Raw genomic sequence first — 21,389 nt, 5'->3', positions numbered from 1 at the left:
TTAGCCATAGGAAAGGGAGGGAATGCATATGGGGAAAAAGATTTGTGTCCTCGCCGGGAGTCTTGTCTTGCTTGGGCTTGTCCTCGGTATAGGACTGTACTTTACCCGATGGAATTCCCCCATAGAGGATGAGGTATTCACCGCTATAGAAGACTTAGAGCCTCTCCTTGAGAGCGGGGATGTCGTTGCTGCGCCTATCGCCGCCGCCGATGTAAACCTTGCGATATCCCTCATAGAACCGACACCTGTACATAACGGTCCCTCTGTGGTAGTCTCTGTTGCCGGCGCAGTACGACGGGCAGGCACCTATACATTCCAAGAGGGACAGCGCGTTCAAGCCGCCCTGAATAAAGCCGGCGGATTTCTCGAAGACGCAGACATGAGTGATATCAACATTGCCGCGTCCTTAATAGATTGCAGTGATTTATATATTCCCTTTCAGGAAATTAAAAGCGGTACAGATCAAGGGGTTGCGATGCGGCGCAGCGCTTTATCCAACAACGTGAATACAAGATCTTATACGCGCAGCGGCTGGCAAGCTCCCTCCGCAAAATCACCGGGATTACCTATAGACCATCAAACCGGGGCGGCGGCAAGTGAAACCTATGGAGAAGCCGCTGCAGCCCCTAAAGTAACGCAAACAAATGGGTTGATCGATCTGAACACGGCATCCCTCACAGAATTACAGCAATTGCCGGGCATCGGTCCCAAGACTGCAGAAAAAATTGTTGCCTATCGCGAGCAATGTCCTTTCCAAAAGATTGAAGATCTCATGGAAGTCTCCGGTATTGGTGAGAAAAAATTCGACGCCGTGCGGCTTCTTATTAGGGTGGAATAAAATCCGGTCTTCCATGTACGCTCCACAGCGCACACGAAAGCTTCGATGCTCACCAAAGATTTCTCTGTTCTCAATCGTCGTGGATGGTGGGGCGCTCGGACAGTTGTAAGTGTTTCTCCTTTTATACGGCCATTTCGTGTAAAATAGTGGTAGGACATTATGGACTCCTTCGGGTGTTTTGCTAGAACTATTCTACGGAGGATCTCTGTGATGTCCTCTTTTTTTGAACCGGTCGTATTTCAACCTTAAATCGGCTTCTTGAAAAACGCATGCCATCTATTACGTCACACGGAGACGGTCGTGCTACCATGATAAGCGACCATTAGTTCGCGCACTGACGCGGTGCCGATAAGAAAGTGCAACCCGGAAAGCACGGTTATGTATGAAACAAATGCCCACGGTTCCGATGACCACCTCAGAAACTGTGTTGTGGTGGTAATCCCTTGTTTCAATGCAGGGCCGCGTCTCCGTCCCGTCCTGGAAGAAAGCTTCCAGTATGTGAACAGGGTCATAGTTGTCGATGATGGCAGTACGGACGGCGGCACGGAAGACATCGAAAACGAAGCTGTTACGCTCATTCGATTCCCTCATAACAAAGGTAAAGGACATGCGCTGAATGCCGGTATACGCCGTGCCATCGCCATGCCCGGCCTAAAGTGCATTGCCTTGCTCGACGCCGACGGACAGCATAATCCCCACGAACTGCCCCATTTGTTTGCGGTCTTCCAAGAAACTGTCGCCGATTTACTGGTCGGTTCTCGCCATTTAGACAAATCCAAAACACCGTGGCGCAGCCGATTCGGGAATCGACTGACTGCGTGGATCATGAACCGATTTTTCGCCTGCCCTTTAAGCGATACCCAATGCGGCTATCGCTTGTTATCGCCGGGCTTTGCACAAGACTTCGTCCACGCCGTTCCCTGTGGACGCTACGAGACCGAGCTGCTCATGATTCTTTACGCGATTCGGCGCGGGTATCAATTACAGGCTGCATCGGTCTCCACGCTCTACGAGCCGGGCAATCGAAGTTCTCATTTTCGTAAGTTCCGCGATTCATCCCGTATCTATAGCGCTTTGCTCCGCTCCCGCTTCACGTCCAAGCTGTTTCACCCCGGCCCCGCCGACAACGAACACGACCAACCGGCAGGAAAAGAAAATGATCGTCCTTCTTGAAAAGAGCCGCCCATCATGAATAGCGTGTCAAAGTGCTGCTATTCCTTCTTTGTGGGACTGGTCTTCCTGCTAGCCGTCTCGACCACGTCGTCTTGGGGGCAAGATCTACCCATTTCAACGGGAATGACTGTCTACCGTCAGCATGAATCCTTTTACCATCCCGGGCAGCCCTTTGATATAACCATCACCATACTAGGTGCAGATCTGGACAATGCACGGGCTATCGGATTGGAAGAATATCTTCCCGAAGACTGGCGCTTCTTATCCCTTCAAGGCGATGCTTATTCCACACCTGCTGTGGCGCCGGAACCGAACAGCATGCCGCCCTTCGGCTTTGCGTGGATCGTCCCGCCTCGACCAATCTGTGTATTTACGTATACGGTTCTTGTGCCGGAAAGCGCTTGGGGCAATAAGGAACTTTTGGGAAATCTCGAATATCGCCTTGGTGACGGTCCTTTGTGGGCGGCACCTCCAATTAGCTTTGTTGAAGGTCCCGAACCACAGGCGCCGGAATTAACGCTGCTGGGAGCGAACCCCCTCGAAATACAACTCCATGCACTGTGGCAGGAACCCGGCTATACTGCAATCGATCACGATAAACAGGATATATCCGCCTACGTTTTGGTCACCGGTTCTGTGGACACGCAAACTCCCGGTGAGTACACCCTCGAATACAGTGTGAGTTCAAGAACGAGTGAACAAAACGCCACCGCCACACGGCACGTAATTGTGCTGGAGGAAGAGGAAGCGCTGCCCGCAAGAGATCGTCCTGCTTCAATTACCGCGCCGCCGCTGCCTATGGCGATACAACAAAGCGCTCCCTCAACACCTGCCCTTCAGGATCAACAAGACGCAGCCAGTGCACCCCTCACAGAAGAAGCACAGCAACATAGGGCACTTGATCTGCCTGATCTCTCCGCGTTACGGCCAAAATCCTTTAAAGACGAACTGGAAGAAAGAAGTACCGATACGGAAGGAGAACAACAGGCTGACACGGAAACAGAAGGGGACGGTAATATAGGAGAGGAAAAAAAGGAAGCGGCGCTGCTCCATGCGGAGGAATCGAAAAGAAAACAAGAAGAGATGATTCCCGGGCAGGGTTCAAGGGCAAAGACTATGAGAGGCTCTCAAAATAGAGACCTGCCAACAGAAGAGCCCCAAGAAGGCTTCCGCGTATATTTGGTTGTTGCCCTAATACTTGTTGGAATTCCCCTAGCCGCAGGCACCTATCTGATCCGACAAAGAGCCTATAAACCGGGGAATCGACGCCGCGGGAAAAAAGAGCGCTAAAGGGGCAATTGTGTATCGGAGAGGTCAGTAAAGATCAACACTACTCATCCAGATGGGAACCTTCCCACTGGATGCGCCAGACGGGGGCGTATTTGACGACCCAATCAGCGGCAGCAGCACGGCCGAGATCTTTCCGTGCTTTTTCAGACTCAATCCATTTGTGCCGTGAGATGGTCTCGCGCTGATCATGGAGCATACATTGCATACGGCGGGCGCGCCATGCGTCGCAATGATTGTCGTTCCAGTCTTGGCATGCTTCTTCATAAGATACATCACGATCCCACGCTTTCATGAGCGACTCACGATGACGAGAGATGGCACGTTTTTCAGCTTCTTTTAATAAGTTGCGGGCTACTTCATAACAGCGTTTCAATTCGTCTTCTGTATATTGCAACATGGTAGCAAATCCCTTTTATTAAAACTGATATTTATGAATTATAAACAGAAGAATGACAAAAATCAACTCTCTATTGATTGTACCATGAAATTGTCAGCGATATGGGCTATTCGTCAATCCATTATCGAATTAAACAATAGTATTCCTTGTAATCCCATTAAATTTTAAAGACTGGATCTCGATTCAGGAGGATATATTCCCTATAATCCCATATTCAGGAGTTATAACAATTGGATCAATAACGAAATTAAAGAAGGAATAATGAACCTTGGATCAACGAAACACGGCGCCAAAATGGAAAGAATAATGTTCCGTGGCTCCTCTAAAATACCCCTGATTACAGATAACACCAAAAAAAATCCGGAGGCGAGCCTAAACCGCCTCCGGATCCTGATCAAGAATATTTTCTCAGCAGCCATAAAATCGCTTAAAGCTGCTGTTTTGCATCCCTATTATTTCTCAAATTCAGATACAACTTGGTTGAAATATTCGACACACGCCGCGATATCCGGTACATTGTTATCCCAATTGTACTCATATTCGATGGAGAACACGGGGGTTTCAACACCCTGGTCCTTGACTTCCTTTAACAGGGCTTTAAGATCCAAAGCGCCGGTTCCCCAGATCACATCATGGGCGTCCGCTTCGCCTGCCGCATTGAGATCTTTGAGGTGGAAGGAGATGAGACGTCCTTTGAGCGCTTTTACCGCATCAAGCGGATCCAGCCCGGAGCGGGACCAGTGCCCTGTATCGGCACAAACACCAAGGCGCGGGCTGCAGTCCTCCAAGGCATCCAATGCCACCTTATAATCCCAATAGTAGGAAGGTTTGGGATGATTATGAATGGCAACATTGATATTGTATTCTTTTGCCAATTCATCAATAGCAGGCAGGTTCTTCTTCGCCGGTTCCGATACGACCGTCTCAATGCCCATCACTTTCGCAAACTCAAATACTTTCCGCGCCTCAGTTTCATTTCGGGAAAGGCCGACCACGCCATAACACAGCAATTTCACTCCTGCCTCTTCCAATTTCTGCTGCGCCAGCAGACGGTGTTCTTCGCTCATGGTATGGTCGAATTTGACGGTTTCAGGCAGAACAAGACTTAAGCGTTGTCCGGGAAAAGCCTCTGCATATTTCAAGCCAATGGAGGCGGTCTTATCGATAGCTTCCATAAAGCTGAACTTGTTAAAACTCCACAACTGGCAGCCGATACGCCAGCCGATGGCGTCCGCGTCGGGGGCTGTGGAATCGGCAGCGGCTACACCGACGACAACGCCGGGCAACGCAAAGACAAGTGCCATACTTGAGAAAGCCAAAGCGAGGTTTGCTGATTTCATGTTACTCTCCTTTTTGGGTTGAAAAATAAAGATGCTGCAACAAAGATAATGTTACAGAACAGGACAACTCTCAAATTGTATAATAACACTCGTCATGATTCTTCACAAAATTTCATGGCAGAAAAAAACAGGCATGATGAAGGAGACGGGGAGCAGTGCGGAAATCGGCGCGAAGATATTTTAGATCAGCAGCAGCGGCGGGCAAGGATTATCTCAGGGGCAGCATTAATCCTTCCAGATCGGCAAGGGAAAGTTCAGAAAGTTCGCCGCTTTCCATGGCGCCCCAAAAATACTTTTTCACAGCATGATATCCCAACCGTCCGGGCTCTTCATTCGATGCCGTTCCCGTCATCATGACGGCGCAACAGTCCAATTGCTGCAGCATATGGGTTTCAATTTTTGCCAGAAAGGCGCGGCGCTCACCGAGCTTGAGAGCAGGGTCAAAGACAAGACGATCTAAAGCGAAGTAGCGTTCCCCCCGATACACAGGATTGATGTAACCGTGGGCGAGCGCCAGCGGAACCCCCTGGCGCGATAAAAGCCAGCCGAAAGCCTGAATGTCTTCTTGATGAAAAGTAGTCTCCCAAAGGAGTTGTTGCGGCGCGTAATTAAGCGTGACCCCGTCCGTCTGAAAACACTTTTTGAGTAAAGACACTGCCAAGTCCACATTCTCTTGTCCAATGGGCTTCAACACATAATCTTTGGGAAGACGATTGAAGAAGCGGCGGCAGGCGTATAAGAAAGTGAGCAAGGTCATGCCCAGCTTTTCTTTTTTAGAAATGCGCCCCATAACAGCGGCACGGCTAAGGTGCAAGGGTCGCGCAAAAAGCGGTGAGCTGCCTGCATAGGCGAGAGCCTGTCCCGCACTGCGCCCTTTTGATCCTTTTGTGGCGCGCCAATGGAAACTCCACGAAATGCCTTTTTCCGCTAAAGTCAGCCCGTGACGGATCAACAGCAATTGGAGCAGCCCCTGTTTTTCCCAAGTTTTAGTCACACAAAGCCCCGTAGTCAACACGGCAGGCGGCGAAGTCTTTTGAAATTGGACGGGCAGCGGAAAGGCGAGTATTACCCCCTGCAATAGGCCCTCTTCCCATGCCGTCACAGCGAAACCATGGGTTGACTCTGGCCCCATACAATAACGCAGAAATGCCGGCGAATAGGCAATACGTACACGCTCTCCATAGACACGGCACCATGCTTGATCAATGAGCAACGCGATCTCCTCAATAGGCGCCTCATCCAAGGTATGCACCACAATGGAAAGTTGGTTCAACGTGGGATGCATTTTTCGCAGCATCGATTCATGCCGCTCTAATTTTGCATGATCAAAAGCCATGTTGAACAGGTTATACGCCGCAGATAGCGGGTTTTAACGCGACCGTTTCCATGCTTGTGCGGATCTGTTCATTGATGGCGTCGGGGATCGTGCCGTATAAAATCCATTCGCGGGCGACCATAACAGGAACCGTTGAAGAACCCATATAAAACAAGGTGTCGCCCATAGGGACAAGAGGAATATTGCGTGTCCGCAGGTTCTTATAAAAGTGTTCATCAATCGTTGCCATAGCGAATCGAGTTCCCGCTTCCACGAAGATTTCGGTGAGCCGTTGAATTAACGCCTGGCGTACCGTTCCCCCGCGGAATTCAGGGCGGATGACCATGGTTCCAATTTGCATGAGCCGGTCTGTATCCACTTCACGAAGCAGCGAATCCGCCCAGGGCCAAATCTGAAAGGCCTCGAAACAGGGCAGATTGAACAAATGCTTATTGGCGCCGGAATTGATGACCACACGGACAGAGCCCACGGCTTTGTCTCCAGAAAAAGCAACGACGACCTGATGATCGGGATAACAGTCGTTTTCCAGTACGCGGCGATGGGGATTGGGCGCAATATAGCCCGCCTCCAAATAAATTTCGTATTCGAGAGTCTGAACGTGTTCATCAACACCGGATAATGTTTTCAAAGAAATAGTGTCGGACATACAAAAACCTTTACTGCTCATTAAAAAAATCTGACATGATTAATCCCATAGGAAGAACCCATGTCATGTGTCTTACTACGGCACAATACAAGCCAACACAAAAAGTGTTACAATTATGAACAGAAAACTTGCCGTGGCTAGACATCACCTATCCGCAGGATGATGAAGTTCTTATGCTTTATTAAAAAGAAAAAGTCGCGGTATACAGCGTTGATTTGTTGTGACCGGTCTTGAGTCTCTACGTCTCTTTTACCAACGCGTCTTGGAGCCACTGAGGAGTGAATGCGGCATTACGGGACAAGGAGCCCGACAATTACTTTCGCCCCGCTGTATTTTTCAAGGCCTTTCACACGTTATCTTAAACGGTATGTTTGCATTGAACGCAATATAAACCCCACAATATCCTTTTACCTGACTATAAAAATGAGGAGATACCGCCTTGTTAGGCTTGTTAAAAAAGCTCTTTGGTACCAGTACTGAACGAGACATCAAAAAACTAACCCCTTTGTTGGAACAAGTGAACGCCCATGAACGGCGGATCAGCGCCATGAGCAATGACACACTGCGCGGACAAACAGGTCTGTTTAAAGAAAAGCTGCTTCAGGGAGCCACCTTGGATGATCTGCTTCCCGAGGCTTTTGCTGTCGCCCGCGAAGCGGCGAAACGGGTGGTAGGCATGCGTCCCTTTGACGCGCAGATCATGGGCGGCATCGTCCTGCACGGCGGCGGGATTGCCGAGATGGTCACGGGCGAAGGTAAAACACTCGTCGCCGTCATGCCTTCCTACCTCAATGGACTGACCGGCGACGGGGTGCACATGGTCACAGTCAACGACTATTTGGCGCGCCGTGACGCCGAATGGATGGGGCCTATCCATCGCTTTTTAGGGCTCAACGTTGGCATCATTCAACATGATATGTCGGAGTGGGAACGCCAAGCAGGCTACCGTGCAGATATCACCTACGGCACCAATAATGAATACGGCTTTGATTATCTGCGCGATAACGGATCTCCGTCCCTCAAACACTGTGTACAACGCAAGCTGAATTACGCCATTGTGGACGAGGTGGACTCGATCCTCATCGACGAAGCGCGCACGCCTTTGATCATTTCCGGCAGACCTGAAAAAAGCTCGGATATGTATTTGCGCGTAGATGATGTGGTCCGTCAGCTGCGCAAAGATATTCACTTTGAAAAGGACGAGAAACAACGGCATATTATTTTGACCGATGACGGCATGGTCATGTGCGAGCGGCTGCTGGGCGTGGATGATATGTATACAGACGACAGCATCGGCTATGTGCATATGATCGAACAGTCGTTGAAAGCCCATCATTTCTTCAAGCGCGATGATGAATATATGGTAAAAGATGATGAGGTGCTGATCGTTGATGAGTTTACCGGGCGCGTCATGGAAGGACGCCGCTACTCCGACGGATTACACCAAGCCATTGAAGCCAAAGAACGGGTTCCGCTGCGCTTCGAATCCCAAACCATCGCCACCATCACCTATCAGAATTACTTCCGCATGTACAATAAATTGGCGGGCATGACGGGTACCGCATTAACGGAAGCCGTTGAGTTTGAAAATACCTACAACCTAACGGTTACCCAAATCCCTACGAATTTGCCCCTTATACGACAGGACCAAACGGACTTGGTCTTCGCTTCTGAAATGGGTAAATTCAACTATGTTATCCGCGACATTGCGAAAATTACCGCTAGCGGTCGCCCCATTCTCGTGGGAACCGTATCCATTGAAAAGTCGGAACAGGTGGCGCAAATGCTTGATCAGGCAGGCATCACGGGCTATCAGGTCTTGAATGCCAAACATCACGAACGGGAAGCTGCTATCGTTCCGAATGCAGGTAAACGCAGCGCCATCACCATTGCCACCAATATGGCGGGCCGCGGCACCGACATTAAGCTTGCCGAAGGCGTTCGTGAGCTCGGCGGTTTGTACATTATCGGCACAGAACGCCATGAATCCCGTCGGATCGACAACCAGCTGCGCGGCCGCTGCGGTCGACAGGGCGATCCCGGAACCACTCGCTTTTATGTGAGTTTGGAAGACGAAGTGGCGCGTCTTTTCGGCGGCAATCGGGTGAAGAGTTTTATGGGCCAGCGGGGCGGCGAAGAAATGGATGAGACACCCCTGAATATGCGTATTTTGTCGCGCTCCATTGAATCTGCCCAGCGCAAGGTGGAAGAGTTCAACTTTGAAAGCCGCAAACATCTGCTTGATTATGACCAGGTCATGGACAAACAGCGCAAATATATTTACGGCTTGCGTCGCGAGATTTTAGAAGGGCGCAATCTCACCGACCATTTACATCGTATGATCCAAAATATTATTGGAGACATGATGGATACCTATGCGCCGGAAGATAAAAGCCCCGACAATTACGATTATGAAGGACTGGAAGCCGCTTTTTTCGCCATGTTCGGCTTTGAATTCGATCTCGACGATTCAACGGATGAGGCAGAGCCGCTCCCTGATTCGCTATTCCGTCAAGCCACAGAGGAATACCAACGACGTGAAGCCTTGTTTGTAGAAAAGCTACAGATTCATTTCGATGAGAGTGAAGATGAAATCTACCGCACCATCAGTCCTGAAAAATATGCACGCAAACGCTTTCAACAAATAGAAGCTTCGGAATTGCTGCGCGTTATAGATGAAAAATGGATCAACCATCTCTATGAAATGGATTATCTGCGTGAGTCCGTGCGCTTGCGTGCCTTCGGACAAAAAGATCCCTTACTTGAATACAAAGAAGAAGGCTACGAACTCTTCAACAACCTCATTCAGGTCATTGAAGATAGTGCCATTCAAATGTTGTATAGAATTACCGATCCGGAACGGCGGCACGGCATGGCGCCCGACACGGGGCGTGCCCCTGAAGGACAAGCCAAAACGCAGCGTACACGGGAATATCAATACAGCGGCGCTACGAAAGAAGGAGGCGGTGGCTTCGCCCACCTGAATACCGATCAACTGAATGTTGCCGCGCAAAAAAAGAGCAGCCGGTCGGAAAAACAACAACCGGTGCGGGTAGTGGAAAAAATCATGCCCAATGATCCTTGCCCCTGCGGTAGTGGAAAGAAATACAAAAAATGTTGCGGTCGTATAAACAACTGATTCCTATCCTCATCCTTATTTTTTGGCTGGTTATGGTGGGGATGTTGATTTATCGTGAGGCGATTTTACCGCGTATTTATCGCGGTCTGAGTTCCAAAAGAATTGATGTGCCTCTCGACAGTTGGCTGGGCTTGTATTTCGATGAAGACCAGTCCGTGGGCTTCCTCCATTTACGTACGATACCCGAAGAACGCTCCGATGAAAAGGGCTACCACTTAAGCGTGGAAATGCAAATGAACTTTCCGCTCTTCGGTCAGGAAACGAGACTTCGTATTGTCGGCAACACGTGGTCATCCGCCGTGAAGGGACTCAAAGAATTTGATATGCACCTGAAAGCCGATGAGCACGAAACTCGCGTGGAAGGCGTGGTAGAAGATAACATGCTGCGTGCGACCCTCCATACGGCCGGCGAAACCATGCCCTTCAGCCTGCCCGCGCCCGGAGAATTACTGCTGTCCGGTAATCTCGGGCTAAACGCCGCTTCCTTGCCGCCACTCCACCCCGGTGAGTTTGTCTATGTGGATGCCTTCGATCCCACCACACTGTCCATGGGCCGCGCAAAAATTTCTGCCATTGGCCGGGAAACCTTAACCATCAATGACGAGGAAATAGAAACGACCGTTCTGCAAACAACTATTTCCGGGATCAACACGCTGGCGTGGCTCTCTGATGACGAAGAAATTGTCCGTGCACAAACGCCTTTCGGGTTGATCATCAAAAAGATTGCGCCTGAGTCTGCCATCAGCCCCTTGCCTGTAGAAGAATCCGCGAATCTTATGCGTAATTTGTCGGTCACGTCAACAGGGCCCGCTCCCGACGAAGACGCTGACATGTTGCGCTTCAAGATCGCAGGTATTGATGAATCCTTGATGCCTCCCGAAGACTTGCGGCAATACCGCGACGGAGACACATGGTATACAAAACGTTTGGATCCCGAAGATCGCTTTCTCCCGCCTGCCGAAGAGGAAGAAGACCTTGAACCATACTTGGGCGCAGACATGCTGATCCAGACCACCCATCCCCGTATCCGTGCCGCCGCTGAGGACATGATCGGAGATACAGAAGATCCGTGGGAGAAAGCCGTCAAGATCCATGATTGGGTCTATACGCATATCGACAAGCGCAGCGTGCTCAGTGTGCCCAGTGCCTTGGACGTGCTTCAGACGCGGGAAGGAGACTGCAATGAGCATGCGGTCTTATTTGCCGCCCTCGCACGTGCTGTCGGTGTACCAACACGCATTGCTATCGGTTTGGCGTGGAGTTCCTTCATGAACGGCTTCGGATATCACGCTTGGCCCGAGGTCTATGTGGGGCAATGGATCGCCATGGATCCTACCTTTGGAGAACACACCGCCAATGCCACCCACATCAAATTGTTTACCGGAGGTATCGACCAGTGGCCCCGACTTATGGGCTATCTGGGCGTGCTTCGTATTGATATATTATCGGATCCGACCGAGGCAGAAGACCGTCATGAAGGAGAGAGGACTCCATGAACTATTCCATTGAAACCGTGGGGCTGAGTAAACATTTCGGCGAAAAATATGCCGTCGACGCCCTTGACCTTTCAATCAAACCGGGTACTTTCTTTTGTTTTTTAGGACCCAATGGAGCCGGTAAAACAACGACGATAAAAATGTTGACAGGCTTGCTTCATCCCAGTGCAGGCAAAGCGCTGCTGAATGGCTTCGACATCACGAAGGACGCCGTGAAAGCAAAAGAACTGTTGGGCTATGTGCCCGATCATCCTTTCCTGTACAACAAACTTACGGGAAACGAATTCATGCGTTTCGTGGCAGGCCTATACCGCATTCCCGATTCAATCTATCGCGAACGAAGCGCCCATCTTCTCGACATCTTTGAACTGAGCGATGTGGCCGATCAATTGATTGAAGATGATAGCCATGGCATGTGCCAAAAACTGTCTTTCGCCTCTTGCTTCCTGCACGACCCGTGTATCGTCATCGTCGACGAACCCTGGGTCGGCTTGGACCCTAAAAATATACGCTTCGTAAAACGCTTCTTACGCAACCAATGCCGCGAAAACGGATTGACCGTGTTCATGTCGACTCATACCCTCGCCATTGCCGAGGAGGTGGCTGATCTGATTGGGATTATCAACAACGGCCGGTTGTGTACGCTGGGCACGGTGGAGGAGATTAAGGCGCTCAATGACCGCCCGGGCACGCTCGAGGATGTGTTCTTGGAAATAACGCAAGGCGTTGACGAAGAAGCACAAGAAAGTGTTGCAGCCCTCCAATCCGGGGATACACGATGAATCAAGTTTGGACGATTATCCGAGCAAAAATGCGTATTGGCGTACATGAAATTGCAAGTGTACGCCATCAGTCTAAACTCAAAGTGGGCGTGATCAGTGTGGCTGCTCTCGCTTTATGGGTGGGCGCTTTCTTTTTCTTTCGCTCCGGATTTTTGTGGATCATGTCTTTCGGCGGCCAAGGCATAGAAGGCGTGAATTTCGGCGATTTGGTAATGACACGGCTTCTGAGCATTTTGACCTTGTCCATCTTTATGCTCCTCATCTTTTCCAATGTGCTGATCGCTTTCTCCACCCTATACCGTTCTTATGAAGTGATGTATTTGGTGCAGGCACCAATTCGTTTCGATCATTTCTTTTACGCGCGCTTCTTCGAATGCGTTGTCTTCAGCTCTTGGTCTCTCGCATTTTTGGGTTCACCCTTGATGCTCGCCTATGGGCTGGCAACGAAGGCACCTCTCATCTTTTACGGAGCGGTAGCCGCTTTTTTCTTGCCTCTCATCTTGGTGCCCGCTACCTTGGGAGCGATCATTACCATGGTATTGGCGCGGATATTTTCCCGACTCAAAGCGAAGTGGATTGTTGGATTAGGCATTACCATACTCCTTCTCTTTTTCCTGTATATCCGCAATGTTTTGCGGGGCACCAAAATATCTGATGATACGATTTTACCTGTATTCATGGATGTTACACGGCGCGCCCAATCCTGGACATTACCCAGCCATTGGGCGTCGCAAGGTATGTTGGATGCCGCCCACAACAAGCCGAGTGAATCGTTGTTCTGGTTCCTGTTGCTCGTCTCCACAGCGCTCGTATTGCTCCTTTTCGCAGGACGTTTAGCAACCTACATTTTCTATCCCGGCTTCTCTGATCTTGCCGGCATGGACAGACAACGCTTCCGCCCTGAAAATCGGGGGATCCTCAATCGGCTTGAAAGGCTGTTGGTATTTATACCGAATCCGAAGCGCGCCCTCACCGTAAAAGATATTAAGCTTTTTTGGCGCGACCCAACACAATGGTCTCAATTCGTTATTTTCTTTGGAATCATGGCGATCTATGTGGCGAATCTGCGTAACAGCTCCCGATTCTATGAAGGGGAGATGTGGCGCAGTTGGATTGCCTGCCTGAACGTGGGCTCCGTCACCTTGATCCTTGCTACCTTGACAAGTCGTTTTGTTTTTCCCTTGGTCAGCTTGGAAGGGCGCAGATTTTGGATCATCGGTCTTGCGCCGCTCACCTTTCGCGGGCTCGTGTGGCAGAAGTTTTGGCTGAGCATCGGTATCACTTCGTTCTTTACGGTGGGACTCGCCTTTTTGTCCGCCACCATGCTCAAACTTGAACCCGTTTATTTCTGGATGACCGTTTATAGCGTGACCATTGCCAATTTCGGACTTGCCGGATTGGCGGTAGGGCTGGGAGCCCTCTACCCCAATTTTAACGAAGACAATCCCGCCCGCATTGTAAGCGGGCTGGGCGGGACGCTGAACTTGCTCTTAAGCGTCGGTTACATTACGACCCTCGTTGCCGGTCAAACACTGGTCCTTCAATGGAAAGCTATCGGCAGATTTGGCAGCGAAGATACCTTTCATTACGCCCTTACCGGTGCTGTATTGGCCGGTGTTATCGCGACCGTCATCTGTGTCACCCTGCCCATGTATTTGGGATTACGGAATCTTCGTAACATGGAGTATTAAGAATGATCAAATTTAGCGTGAACACGGCGCAGCACAGTGAATTCGTAAATATCGATTCGCAAGTAAATCAGCTGTTGCGTGAAACAGGATTGGAAAATGGATTATTGCAGCTGTATGTACCCCACACCACCGCCGGTATTACAGTCAATGAAAACACCGACCCCGGCGTCCCCCATGATATTCTGCTTGCCTTAGATAAAGTGATTCCGTGGCAATCGGAAGCCTATCGCCACAATGAGGGAAACAGTGCCGCCCACGTCAAAGCATCGCTGATGGGCTCAGGGCTGACGCTGATCATCAAAAACGGGCGCCCTCAGCTGGGTACTTGGCAGTCCGTATTTTTCTGCGAGTTTGACGGACCGCGCAACCGCACTGTATGGGCTCTCCCCGTACCCGAACAATAAGCGCGCCGCCGTTTTCTGCCCCTCGGCTTAATCAATCATCGCCTGCGAAATGGTTGTGTCAATGGGAAGAAGACACAGTGGCGGGGGTGTGCCGTTGAATCTTATGTGAGAATTGCGTATCAGAGGTGTCCAATATAAAGCCGAAGAAAAACACGGCTAAGGCACCCAACACGAAAAATCCAATGTATTTCATAATTTTTGTGCTCCTACTGTTTAGCTAGATTAACAATAGGAATGTAACGTGAATTCCCCCCCCGAAAAGCGAACATAAGAACGATGCAAAGGCCAATCGCCTGTATTGATATAAATACCTGAAGTTTCACCTTCTTCAATGTGCTGAATAAGCGGGGCATGGGCATGACCGCAAATGATAATCGATTCTTGCCCACTTTCGATCATACTGCGTGCATGTTCTTGCAATATAAGGGCTTCCGGCCCTTTTCCGGGATTGGGCGCTTTTAATTTTCTACGACTCAAATTACTCAAAAATTGCGCCAGCGCCATGGCGCGGTCGGGATGGATACATCGGAATAGCCTTTGAAGAAAGGAATTGGATGCGGCGCGCTTAAACCATAAATAGCGGCGGTCATCGGGGTTCATGCCGTCGCCATGAAACAAAAGAGCTTCCTTTGTGCCAAAAGGCAGGCGAAGCCGGTCAGGATGCACCTGCATCCCGGTAAGTTGTTTCAATTGATCCCCTGCCCATAGATCATGATTGCCCCGAAGGAGATGCAATTCTACACCTGCCTCGTGGAGCGTAAAGAGCTGGTGGAGTACATCAAAATAATCAGCAAAGACAACGTGCTTATATTCGAACCAAAAATCAAAGAGATCCCCAAGGCAAACGAGCCGTCCCACGCGATCCGTATCTATTTCCTTCAAAAATCGGATAAACTCTTTTCTGCCATTGTCCTCATAGGCTTTGGGTTTCAAATGTACATCCGAAAAAAGAAGCGTTTCTTTCACGTTATCCGCCAGTCGTATTCCCCTTAAAACCATTGCAATTTAGACAAAGGCCAGAACCTTAAAACTGCACGCCCTACAATTTGCTTATCGGTGACGGCATGGAAACTGCGGCTGTCTTTGCTGACAGAGCGATTATCACCGAGCACATAATATTCTCCAGGTTGAAGGTAACATATATCCCGCCCCGGCGCTTGCCTGGCCGCGTCGGGCAAATAATCGCTTTCGTCAATTTGCCAATTGTTAACACGAACTACGCCGCGGTCATATTCAACCTTCACTTGAGCGGAGCTATCGTTGCCATCAATCAAAGGCGCCGCGTCAACGCTGTGTGAGGAGAGAGCAGGGTTATAGGCTATGAGTCGTTTAACGTAACGTTTGTGCGTCTGGTCTTCGAAGATGATGATATCTCCCTCTTTAAAGGGCTTCACCCAATCGAAATAGTCGACGGTCTTGAACCAATGAGGAAGTTTAAAGACTAGGATATGATCACGGTCATGTAGGTTGGGCAGCATGGAATCTCCCAAGACCTCATAACCTTCCACCACAAAGGTTCTGATTACCCAGAAGACTACAAGAAAAAGGACGACGAGTTTTACCAATTCAAAGGCTTCTCGTTTCAGTCTCGGCTTTTCGATCTCCTCAGGTGTGGAAGAATCACTATGTACCTGTTCGGTGTCCAATAAATACTCCTATGCCTCTGTCCGACAAGGGTAAAAAGAAAAAGCTTGCTGTACAATACGCGGACAGAAATCATCTATAGTAATTATACATGTTTATTTGCACAGCCGCAATGATCATTGACTTAAAGCAAAGGCGTAGACGACCAATTGTTCGTCTTTAGGATAGCTGTCCGGCAGCGGAGGAAACTGTCCCACAAGGAGGATCGCCTGTAACCCTGCTTCACCCAAGTTGGGATCAGCGGCGGGCTTCGAAATTTTAGGCTCTCCTAATAAGCGCCCGTCACGACTGACCCGAAAGGTCACTTCTGCCACGTTTTCCGTATCATCCATGTACAATCCTGAGGGGATAAAAAAAACAGCCTCCACCTTGCGCCGCACCTGGGTAATCCAAAAGCCCAGTTCCGAGGGCACCGATCCGCCCACAACACCGGTGGTAGCAGTCACCTTACCGGCATCGACAAGCTTGGGCTCCGTCGCTTTAATGATCTCCGGTTCAGGATCCACAGGTTTAAGGTCAGGCTGCGGTTTGGGTTTGGGTTCAGGCTTCGGCTCGGGCTTAGGTTCCGGCTTAGGCTCGGGTTTCGGTTCCGGTTTCGGTTCCGGCTTAGGCTCCGGCTTAGGCTCCGGTTTAGGTTCAGGCTTGGGCTCAGGTTTGGGTTCGGGCTTCGGTTCGGGCTCTGGTTCAGGCTCCGGTTCCGGTTCGGGTTCCGGTTCAGGCTCAGGCTCAGGGGCAATCTCCGGTTCAGGTTCAGGTTCCGGCGCGGGGGGCTGCACGGATGCTTCGGCATCACCAACGTCTTGGTTGATTTCAGAGAACCGCCGGAAAAAACAATAATCTCAGGTTCGGCCTGAGTCATCCAAAGAGAGAAAACAATAGCTCCAACTAAAAAGAATAGGTGCAGCACAACAGAAAGTACAATAAGGCGGAACAGCCGTCGCTTACGGTACTGTTCTCCTTTGTAATACTCATTCAAGTATTCATATTCTGTTTCATGATGTGTGGGGCGGTTTTTCATAGCGTACTTTTTGTTGCATAGGCCTAACTAAATGTGATGCTGACACTGGAATAACGGATTGAAAATGGAATGCTTATTCCGGGGAAGTTCTTTTGCAGTGCCGGGCAGAAGGTTCATGAATGGTACATGCTGCCCGCAACGTAGCTAAACATGACAGGAGCCATAACCTCCAACTCCGGCTATTATAGGGGATTTGTATGCAAAAGTGCATCTTTATACCCATTATTATACTGCGACGGATTTAAGGTTGGAATGCAACCGGTGCAAAACAAAAGAGACGTCATAGAGATCTTCAGTACAATAGTTCTTGTGAAACACCCGAAGGAGTCCACAATGTCTAGGCGCCGGATTCTTCGGTACCGGGGGTGTGAGAGGAAGAACCTTTTACTGTGATGGGCAGAATAGATTGTATTTCGAGTTTGAGCTTACGGATAAGCGAATATCGGTTGCCCTGATATCACAGTAAAGACTATACTATGAAGGGAGCGCTGGCTCCGCAGGTCTTTATAATCCCCCAACCCAGTTTAGTTCGGAAGGAAATTCAATGTTAAAAGGACTTGGTGACCTTGGCAAAATGGGCGGCCTTATCAAGCAAGCCATGGAAATGAAAGAACGCATGGAAACGCTGAAAAGTACACTTGCCGATGAGCGGGTGGAATTTTCTGTTGCCGGAGAAGTATCGGTTACACTGAACGGCAATATGGAAGTGGTTTCCTTGACAATCAATCCCGGTCTTCTCCAATCTGAAGATGCAGAAACGATTGAAGGCGTTATTACCGCCGCCATGAATGGCGCCTTGGAAAAGACACGGGCCCTTGTGAAATCTAAAATGAGCGATCTGGCGGGTCTCGCCGAAATACCGGGGATTTTTTAGTGAGAATCGTCTTTTTTGGTACGCCTTCTCTCGCTGTTCCCACTCTGGCCGCCTTATCTGAATCCCATACCATTGCCGCGGTGATCACCCAACCGGATCGTCCGCGCGGGCGCAGCAGCAAACCGGAACCCTCCGAAGTAAAGCAGTGGGCAGTGGCACATGGACTAACTGTAGACCAGCCGCAAAGGATCCATGACGGCAGCTTTGAAGCGTCTTTAAAAGCGCTGGAACCCGATCTGTGCGTTGTCGCCGCTTACGGGCGTTTACTGCGTCAGGCCGTATTGGATGTGCCGCCCCTAGGCTGGCTGAACATGCATCCAAGCCTCTTACCCCGATGGCGCGGTCCGTCTCCCATCCAATCTGCTTTGTTGTATGGCGACGTGGTGACGGGCGTCACGATCATGCGCATGGTATTGGAAATGGACGCGGGCAATATTGTGCTGCAAGAAGAAACGCCCATTGGCGCGGAAGAGACTGCAGGTGAACTTACCGACAGACTGGCCGTCTTAGGTGCAGACGCGATGGTGCGCGCCGTCGATCTGATCGCTTCAGGAACGGCTCCTGATATTGTGCAGGATGTCAGTCGGGTCACGACGACCACCCTCTTTGAAAAGAAATACGGTAACATGGTGTGGGCCGCGTCGGCGTCGGCCCTTCATAATCAAGTGCGCGCCTGCAACCCGTGGCCCATGGCACAGTGTCGTTTTCGCGGCCAATTGTGCCGCATATTAAGGACCCGGCTCATATCCGATTCCGAGGAAAAGGACGCTGCCCCCGGCACTGTTCTTGAAGTCCATAAAGATCATGTTGTGCTCGCAACAGGGAAAGGGAAGCTCGCCCTATTGCAACTCCAAATGGCCGGAAAGAAACCATTGGATGCTGCCGATTTTCTGCGCGGTGCCCACTTGACAGTTGGTGAGCGCTTTGAGGATGTCCACTGATGGCCGTTGATCTTGTACGAGACACTGCCATCCATATTTTGATGGGCGTTCTTCTCCACAACAAACATGTGGATGTGTCGATCGACCGAAAATTACGACGGGGGAAATATTCTCCCCAAGGCTCACGTTTCCTAACACACTTGGTCTATGGCGTAGTCCGCCACAAGACCCTATGCGATTATGTCTTGTCCGATTTATGCAGTCAGCCTTTGGATGAATTGCCTATAGCGGTATTGATGATCTTGCGTATGGGCGTTTTCCAGCAGTTGTTTTGCGATAACGTCACACGCCCCGCCATGGTTCATACTTCTGTGGATCTGGCGAAGCGGCATAGCCACCCCGGACTGGCGCGGTTGGTCAATGCCGTCCTGCGTCGCGTTCCCGATTCATTAGAACAACTTGTTTTGCCGGATAAAGACACAGACTTGGTTGAGTTTCTTCGTGTCCGTTATTCCACGCCTCGTTGGATGATCCGTCTTTGGATTCAGTTATTTGGTGAGGTGGAAGCTGAACGCTTTTGCGAAATTTGTTCTCGCCCCGCTCCGCTCACGCTTCGTGTTAATACACGGGTGACCACACGAGACGCCGCCGCTGAAGCTTTAACCAAAAGCGGTGTGTCTGTTTCTGTCGTCCATGAAGATTTCGAAGCGCTGCAGGTGGAAGGCGGGGTAGACCCCTTATAAACGCAGTGGTTCAAAGAAGGTCATTTCATGGTTCAGAATCCGGCATCTATGCTTCCCTCACGGTTGACGTGTGTGGAGGCCGGACAAACCATTCTGGACATGTGCGCTGCACCGGGTGGAAAAACAACCCATTTGGCTGCCTTAAGCAACGATGAAGCGCGCCTTATCGCCTTGGAACGCTTTCCCACACGGGTCGGAAAAATCGAGGAAAACTGCCTGCGCCTCGGCATACACAGCGTGCAAGCTCTTTGCGGCGATGGGCTGACTCCCCCCTTTAAAGCGGAAAGTTTTGATACAATTATAGTGGACGCGCCTTGTTCGGGCTTAGGCACACTGCGTCGCCATCCCGAAATTAAATGGCGCAGCGGTCCCGACTCTATCCTAGAATTAGCAGAGATACAGCGTGCAATGTTGCGAAAGGCTGTTCAACTTTGTAAGAATGGTGGACTTATCGTATATTCGGTATGCACACTGACACCGGAGGAAACGGTGGATGTTGTTTCTGAAATAGTCGGGGATGGTGTGTGTATGCCTGAAGACGGCCCGGAGTTATTCAATTCGTGGAAGACAAGGACAGGACAATATCAAACAAACCCGTTAGACGCGGCTTGGGACGGTTTCTTCTTGACACGCTTTCGGAAACAATCATAGGCTTTGCGTATTTCATCCTGCACTTTTTTACATGGTGCATACAATGGTCTCTTGCCTTGATCATGTTTATTTTGGTCATGGCGGGAGCAGGGTATTATACGTATAACTTTGCATTGAAAGGCGGCGGTCATGTAACAGTTCCCAACATCGTTGACCGCCCCGTAACGGAGGCGGCACTGTTGCTGACCGAACGTAATCTTGAACTGGGTCATCAAGTTCAAGCGGCGCATCCGACGATTCCGAAATTCTATGTCATTGCCCAACGGCCCGCCGCAGGGCGCATCGCGCGAGAAGGGCGTCGTATCAACGTGGTGGTCAGCCGTGGTCAAGATTTTTTGCGCACGCCGGATCTGTCGGGCAAGTCTCTGGAAGATGCGCGCCGCGAGATCTTAGCCGCCCGTTTTCGGGTTGGCAGCCTCGCGCGTATCCCTGCGGAATTACCCCGTGACTTGGTGATCTCCCAAGATCCTCCTGCAGGCGGCGAATTGCCGGATCAAGGCGAGATTCACTTGCTCGTAAGTGCCGGTTCCGACCGACCCAGCGCGCTGATGCCTGATTTGCGCGGCTTACTGATCAGCGAAATTGAAAAGGCGCTTGCAAACTTCGACGTGTCCCTGGTGCCCAATGAAGTTGACATTCCGGGCGCGACACCCGATGTGGTTCTCGCCCAGACACCGGCGCCGGATACCTTGATTTATGAAAACCAAATCATCGTCTACGATTATGTACCTTCAATCACGGAAGAACGCATAGCGATCCGTTTTGAAGCGACGGTGCGCCATCAAATGTTCTATGACTGGTACAATCGTGAAGTGCGCGTGGACGTTGTAGACCGTATGGGCAGCCGTCAAAAGGTATGGTCGAAATTACCTGAACATGACGATGCCGCTCGAAGTACCTACATATCGGGAACGGCTATTCGTGTACCGGTCATCTATATTGATGAGGCAAATGTAGAGATTTATATTGACGGCAATCTCGAAGCCTCTTATTTACTTCAGGATGGTAATCCTCCCATTAAAACCAGATAATAGGACAGCAATGAC

Annotated in this window: 19 protein-coding genes and 1 pseudogene; 13 read left to right on the top strand and 7 right to left on the bottom strand. The window is 50.2% G+C overall.

The genetic code is table 11. From position 1 onward, the window contains the following. The first annotated feature begins 28 nt into the window (after positions 1 to 28). From GX117_07215 to GX117_07205, 3 genes are all read left to right on the top strand, one after another. Positions 29 to 838 (top strand): ComEA family DNA-binding protein, encoded by an 810-nt coding sequence (locus tag GX117_07215; protein NLO33127.1) that lies wholly within the window; start codon positions 29 to 31, stop codon positions 836 to 838. A gap of 378 nt (positions 839 to 1,216) precedes the next feature. Beyond that, complete coding sequence (locus GX117_07210; GenBank protein NLO33126.1) at positions 1,217 to 2,011, top strand: glycosyltransferase family 2 protein; 795 nt, start codon at positions 1,217 to 1,219, stop codon at positions 2,009 to 2,011. Positions 2,012 to 2,026: 15 nt separating this feature from the next. After that, entirely contained in the window at positions 2,027 to 3,301 is a 1,275-nt protein-coding gene (locus GX117_07205) for a DUF5011 domain-containing protein (GenBank protein ID NLO33125.1), read from the top strand. A gap of 40 nt (positions 3,302 to 3,341) precedes the next feature. Here GX117_07205 and GX117_07200 read toward each other — a convergent pair whose 3' ends face one another. From GX117_07200 to GX117_07185, 4 genes are all read right to left on the bottom strand, one after another. Next, positions 3,342 to 3,698 carry a hypothetical protein gene (locus GX117_07200; GenBank protein ID NLO33124.1) on the bottom strand — a complete coding sequence of 119 codons (357 nt, stop codon included), beginning with the start codon at positions 3,696 to 3,698 and terminating at the stop codon, positions 3,342 to 3,344. Positions 3,699 to 4,150: 452 nt separating this feature from the next. Next, a complete protein-coding gene (locus GX117_07195) occupies positions 4,151 to 5,038 on the bottom strand; it encodes a sugar phosphate isomerase/epimerase (protein ID NLO33123.1) in 888 nt (295 codons plus the stop codon). 208 nt (positions 5,039 to 5,246) lie between these two features. Next, positions 5,247 to 6,374: a hypothetical protein gene (locus GX117_07190; protein ID NLO33122.1), complete on the bottom strand. Its 1,128-nt coding sequence runs from the start codon at positions 6,372 to 6,374 to the stop codon at positions 5,247 to 5,249. A 10-nt stretch (positions 6,375 to 6,384) separates the two neighbouring features. After that, entirely contained in the window at positions 6,385 to 7,020 is a 636-nt protein-coding gene (locus tag GX117_07185) for a hypothetical protein (protein ID NLO33121.1), read from the bottom strand. Positions 7,021 to 7,459: 439 nt separating this feature from the next. Here GX117_07185 and secA point away from each other — a divergent pair, with 439 nt between their 5' ends. The 5 genes from secA to GX117_07160 are packed head-to-tail and all read left to right on the top strand — an operon-like array spanning position 7,460 to position 14,532. Next, the gene (gene secA, locus GX117_07180; GenBank protein ID NLO33120.1) at positions 7,460 to 10,159 is read left to right on the top strand and encodes a preprotein translocase subunit SecA; all 2,700 of its coding nucleotides are present in this window, start codon (positions 7,460 to 7,462) and stop codon (positions 10,157 to 10,159) included. Further along, entirely contained in the window at positions 10,135 to 11,655 is a 1,521-nt protein-coding gene (locus GX117_07175) for a transglutaminase domain-containing protein (GenBank protein ID NLO33119.1), read from the top strand. Before secA ends, GX117_07175 begins: the two co-directional genes overlap by 25 nt. Beyond that, positions 11,652 to 12,437, top strand: a complete 786-nt coding sequence (locus GX117_07170; GenBank protein NLO33118.1) for an ABC transporter ATP-binding protein — start codon at positions 11,652 to 11,654, stop codon at positions 12,435 to 12,437. Before GX117_07175 ends, GX117_07170 begins: the two co-directional genes overlap by 4 nt. Then, positions 12,434 to 14,128: a hypothetical protein gene (locus GX117_07165; protein NLO33117.1), complete on the top strand. Its 1,695-nt coding sequence runs from the start codon at positions 12,434 to 12,436 to the stop codon at positions 14,126 to 14,128. The genes GX117_07170 and GX117_07165 overlap by 4 nt, the downstream gene beginning before the upstream one ends. A gap of 2 nt (positions 14,129 to 14,130) precedes the next feature. Beyond that, complete coding sequence (locus GX117_07160; protein ID NLO33116.1) at positions 14,131 to 14,532, top strand: YjbQ family protein; 402 nt, start codon at positions 14,131 to 14,133, stop codon at positions 14,530 to 14,532. A gap of 222 nt (positions 14,533 to 14,754) precedes the next feature. On the opposite strand, the gene GX117_07155 is transcribed toward GX117_07160, so the two are convergent. From GX117_07155 to GX117_07145, 3 genes and pseudogenes are all read right to left on the bottom strand, one after another. After that, positions 14,755 to 15,498, bottom strand: coding sequence for a UDP-2,3-diacylglucosamine diphosphatase (locus GX117_07155; protein ID NLO33115.1), 744 nt, complete (start codon positions 15,496 to 15,498; stop codon positions 14,755 to 14,757). A gap of 23 nt (positions 15,499 to 15,521) precedes the next feature. After that, entirely contained in the window at positions 15,522 to 16,178 is a 657-nt protein-coding gene (gene lepB, locus GX117_07150; protein ID NLO33114.1) for a signal peptidase I, read from the bottom strand. A 516-nt stretch (positions 16,179 to 16,694) separates the two neighbouring features. Continuing rightward, positions 16,695 to 16,967 (bottom strand): annotated as a pseudogene (locus GX117_07145) (hypothetical protein). 771 nt (positions 16,968 to 17,738) lie between these two features. Here GX117_07145 and GX117_07140 point away from each other — a divergent pair. Genes GX117_07140 through GX117_07120 form a run of 5 tightly spaced genes read left to right on the top strand, consistent with a single transcriptional unit; the run spans position 17,739 to position 21,374 of the window. Further along, entirely contained in the window at positions 17,739 to 18,068 is a 330-nt protein-coding gene (locus tag GX117_07140) for a YbaB/EbfC family nucleoid-associated protein (protein NLO33113.1), read from the top strand. Continuing rightward, on the top strand, positions 18,068 to 19,009 hold the full coding sequence (locus tag GX117_07135; GenBank protein ID NLO33112.1) for a methionyl-tRNA formyltransferase: 942 nt from the start codon (positions 18,068 to 18,070) through the stop codon (positions 19,007 to 19,009). Before GX117_07140 ends, GX117_07135 begins: the two co-directional genes overlap by 1 nt. Next, positions 19,009 to 19,692 (top strand): hypothetical protein, encoded by a 684-nt coding sequence (locus GX117_07130; GenBank protein NLO33111.1) that lies wholly within the window; start codon positions 19,009 to 19,011, stop codon positions 19,690 to 19,692. The genes GX117_07135 and GX117_07130 overlap by 1 nt, the downstream gene beginning before the upstream one ends. A 27-nt stretch (positions 19,693 to 19,719) precedes the next feature. Next, entirely contained in the window at positions 19,720 to 20,343 is a 624-nt protein-coding gene (locus tag GX117_07125; GenBank protein ID NLO33110.1) for an RsmB/NOP family class I SAM-dependent RNA methyltransferase, read from the top strand. A gap of 56 nt (positions 20,344 to 20,399) precedes the next feature. Further along, positions 20,400 to 21,374, top strand: coding sequence for a PASTA domain-containing protein (locus tag GX117_07120; protein NLO33109.1), 975 nt, complete (start codon positions 20,400 to 20,402; stop codon positions 21,372 to 21,374). Positions 21,375 to 21,389 lie beyond the last annotated feature (15 nt).

This window comes from Candidatus Hydrogenedentota bacterium (genome assembly GCA_012523015.1).
GTDB lineage: Bacteria > Hydrogenedentota > Hydrogenedentia > Hydrogenedentales > CAITNO01 > JAAYBJ01.
This window is presented reverse-complemented; position numbering and strand designations above follow the sequence as displayed.

Excerpts from the sequence above, each read along its gene's own strand:
- GX117_07215 (NLO33127.1), top strand. The coding sequence starts at position 29 with ATGGGGAAAAAGATTTGTGTCCTCGCCGGGAGTCTTGTCTTGCTTGGG.
- GX117_07210 (NLO33126.1), top strand. The coding sequence starts at position 1,217 with ATGTATGAAACAAATGCCCACGGTTCCGATGACCACCTCAGAAACTGT.
- GX117_07205 (NLO33125.1), top strand. The coding sequence starts at position 2,027 with ATGAATAGCGTGTCAAAGTGCTGCTATTCCTTCTTTGTGGGACTGGTC.
- GX117_07200 (NLO33124.1), bottom strand. The coding sequence starts at position 3,698 with ATGTTGCAATATACAGAAGACGAATTGAAACGCTGTTATGAAGTAGCC.
- GX117_07195 (NLO33123.1), bottom strand. The coding sequence starts at position 5,038 with ATGAAATCAGCAAACCTCGCTTTGGCTTTCTCAAGTATGGCACTTGTC.
- GX117_07190 (NLO33122.1), bottom strand. The coding sequence starts at position 6,374 with ATGGCTTTTGATCATGCAAAATTAGAGCGGCATGAATCGATGCTGCGA.
- GX117_07185 (NLO33121.1), bottom strand. The coding sequence starts at position 7,020 with ATGTCCGACACTATTTCTTTGAAAACATTATCCGGTGTTGATGAACAC.
- GX117_07175 (NLO33119.1), top strand. The coding sequence starts at position 10,135 with ATGTTGCGGTCGTATAAACAACTGATTCCTATCCTCATCCTTATTTTT.
- GX117_07170 (NLO33118.1), top strand. The coding sequence starts at position 11,652 with ATGAACTATTCCATTGAAACCGTGGGGCTGAGTAAACATTTCGGCGAA.
- GX117_07165 (NLO33117.1), top strand. The coding sequence starts at position 12,434 with ATGAATCAAGTTTGGACGATTATCCGAGCAAAAATGCGTATTGGCGTA.
- GX117_07160 (NLO33116.1), top strand. The coding sequence starts at position 14,131 with ATGATCAAATTTAGCGTGAACACGGCGCAGCACAGTGAATTCGTAAAT.
- GX117_07140 (NLO33113.1), top strand. The coding sequence starts at position 17,739 with ATGTTAAAAGGACTTGGTGACCTTGGCAAAATGGGCGGCCTTATCAAG.
- GX117_07130 (NLO33111.1), top strand. The coding sequence starts at position 19,009 with ATGGCCGTTGATCTTGTACGAGACACTGCCATCCATATTTTGATGGGC.
- GX117_07125 (NLO33110.1), top strand. The coding sequence starts at position 19,720 with ATGGTTCAGAATCCGGCATCTATGCTTCCCTCACGGTTGACGTGTGTG.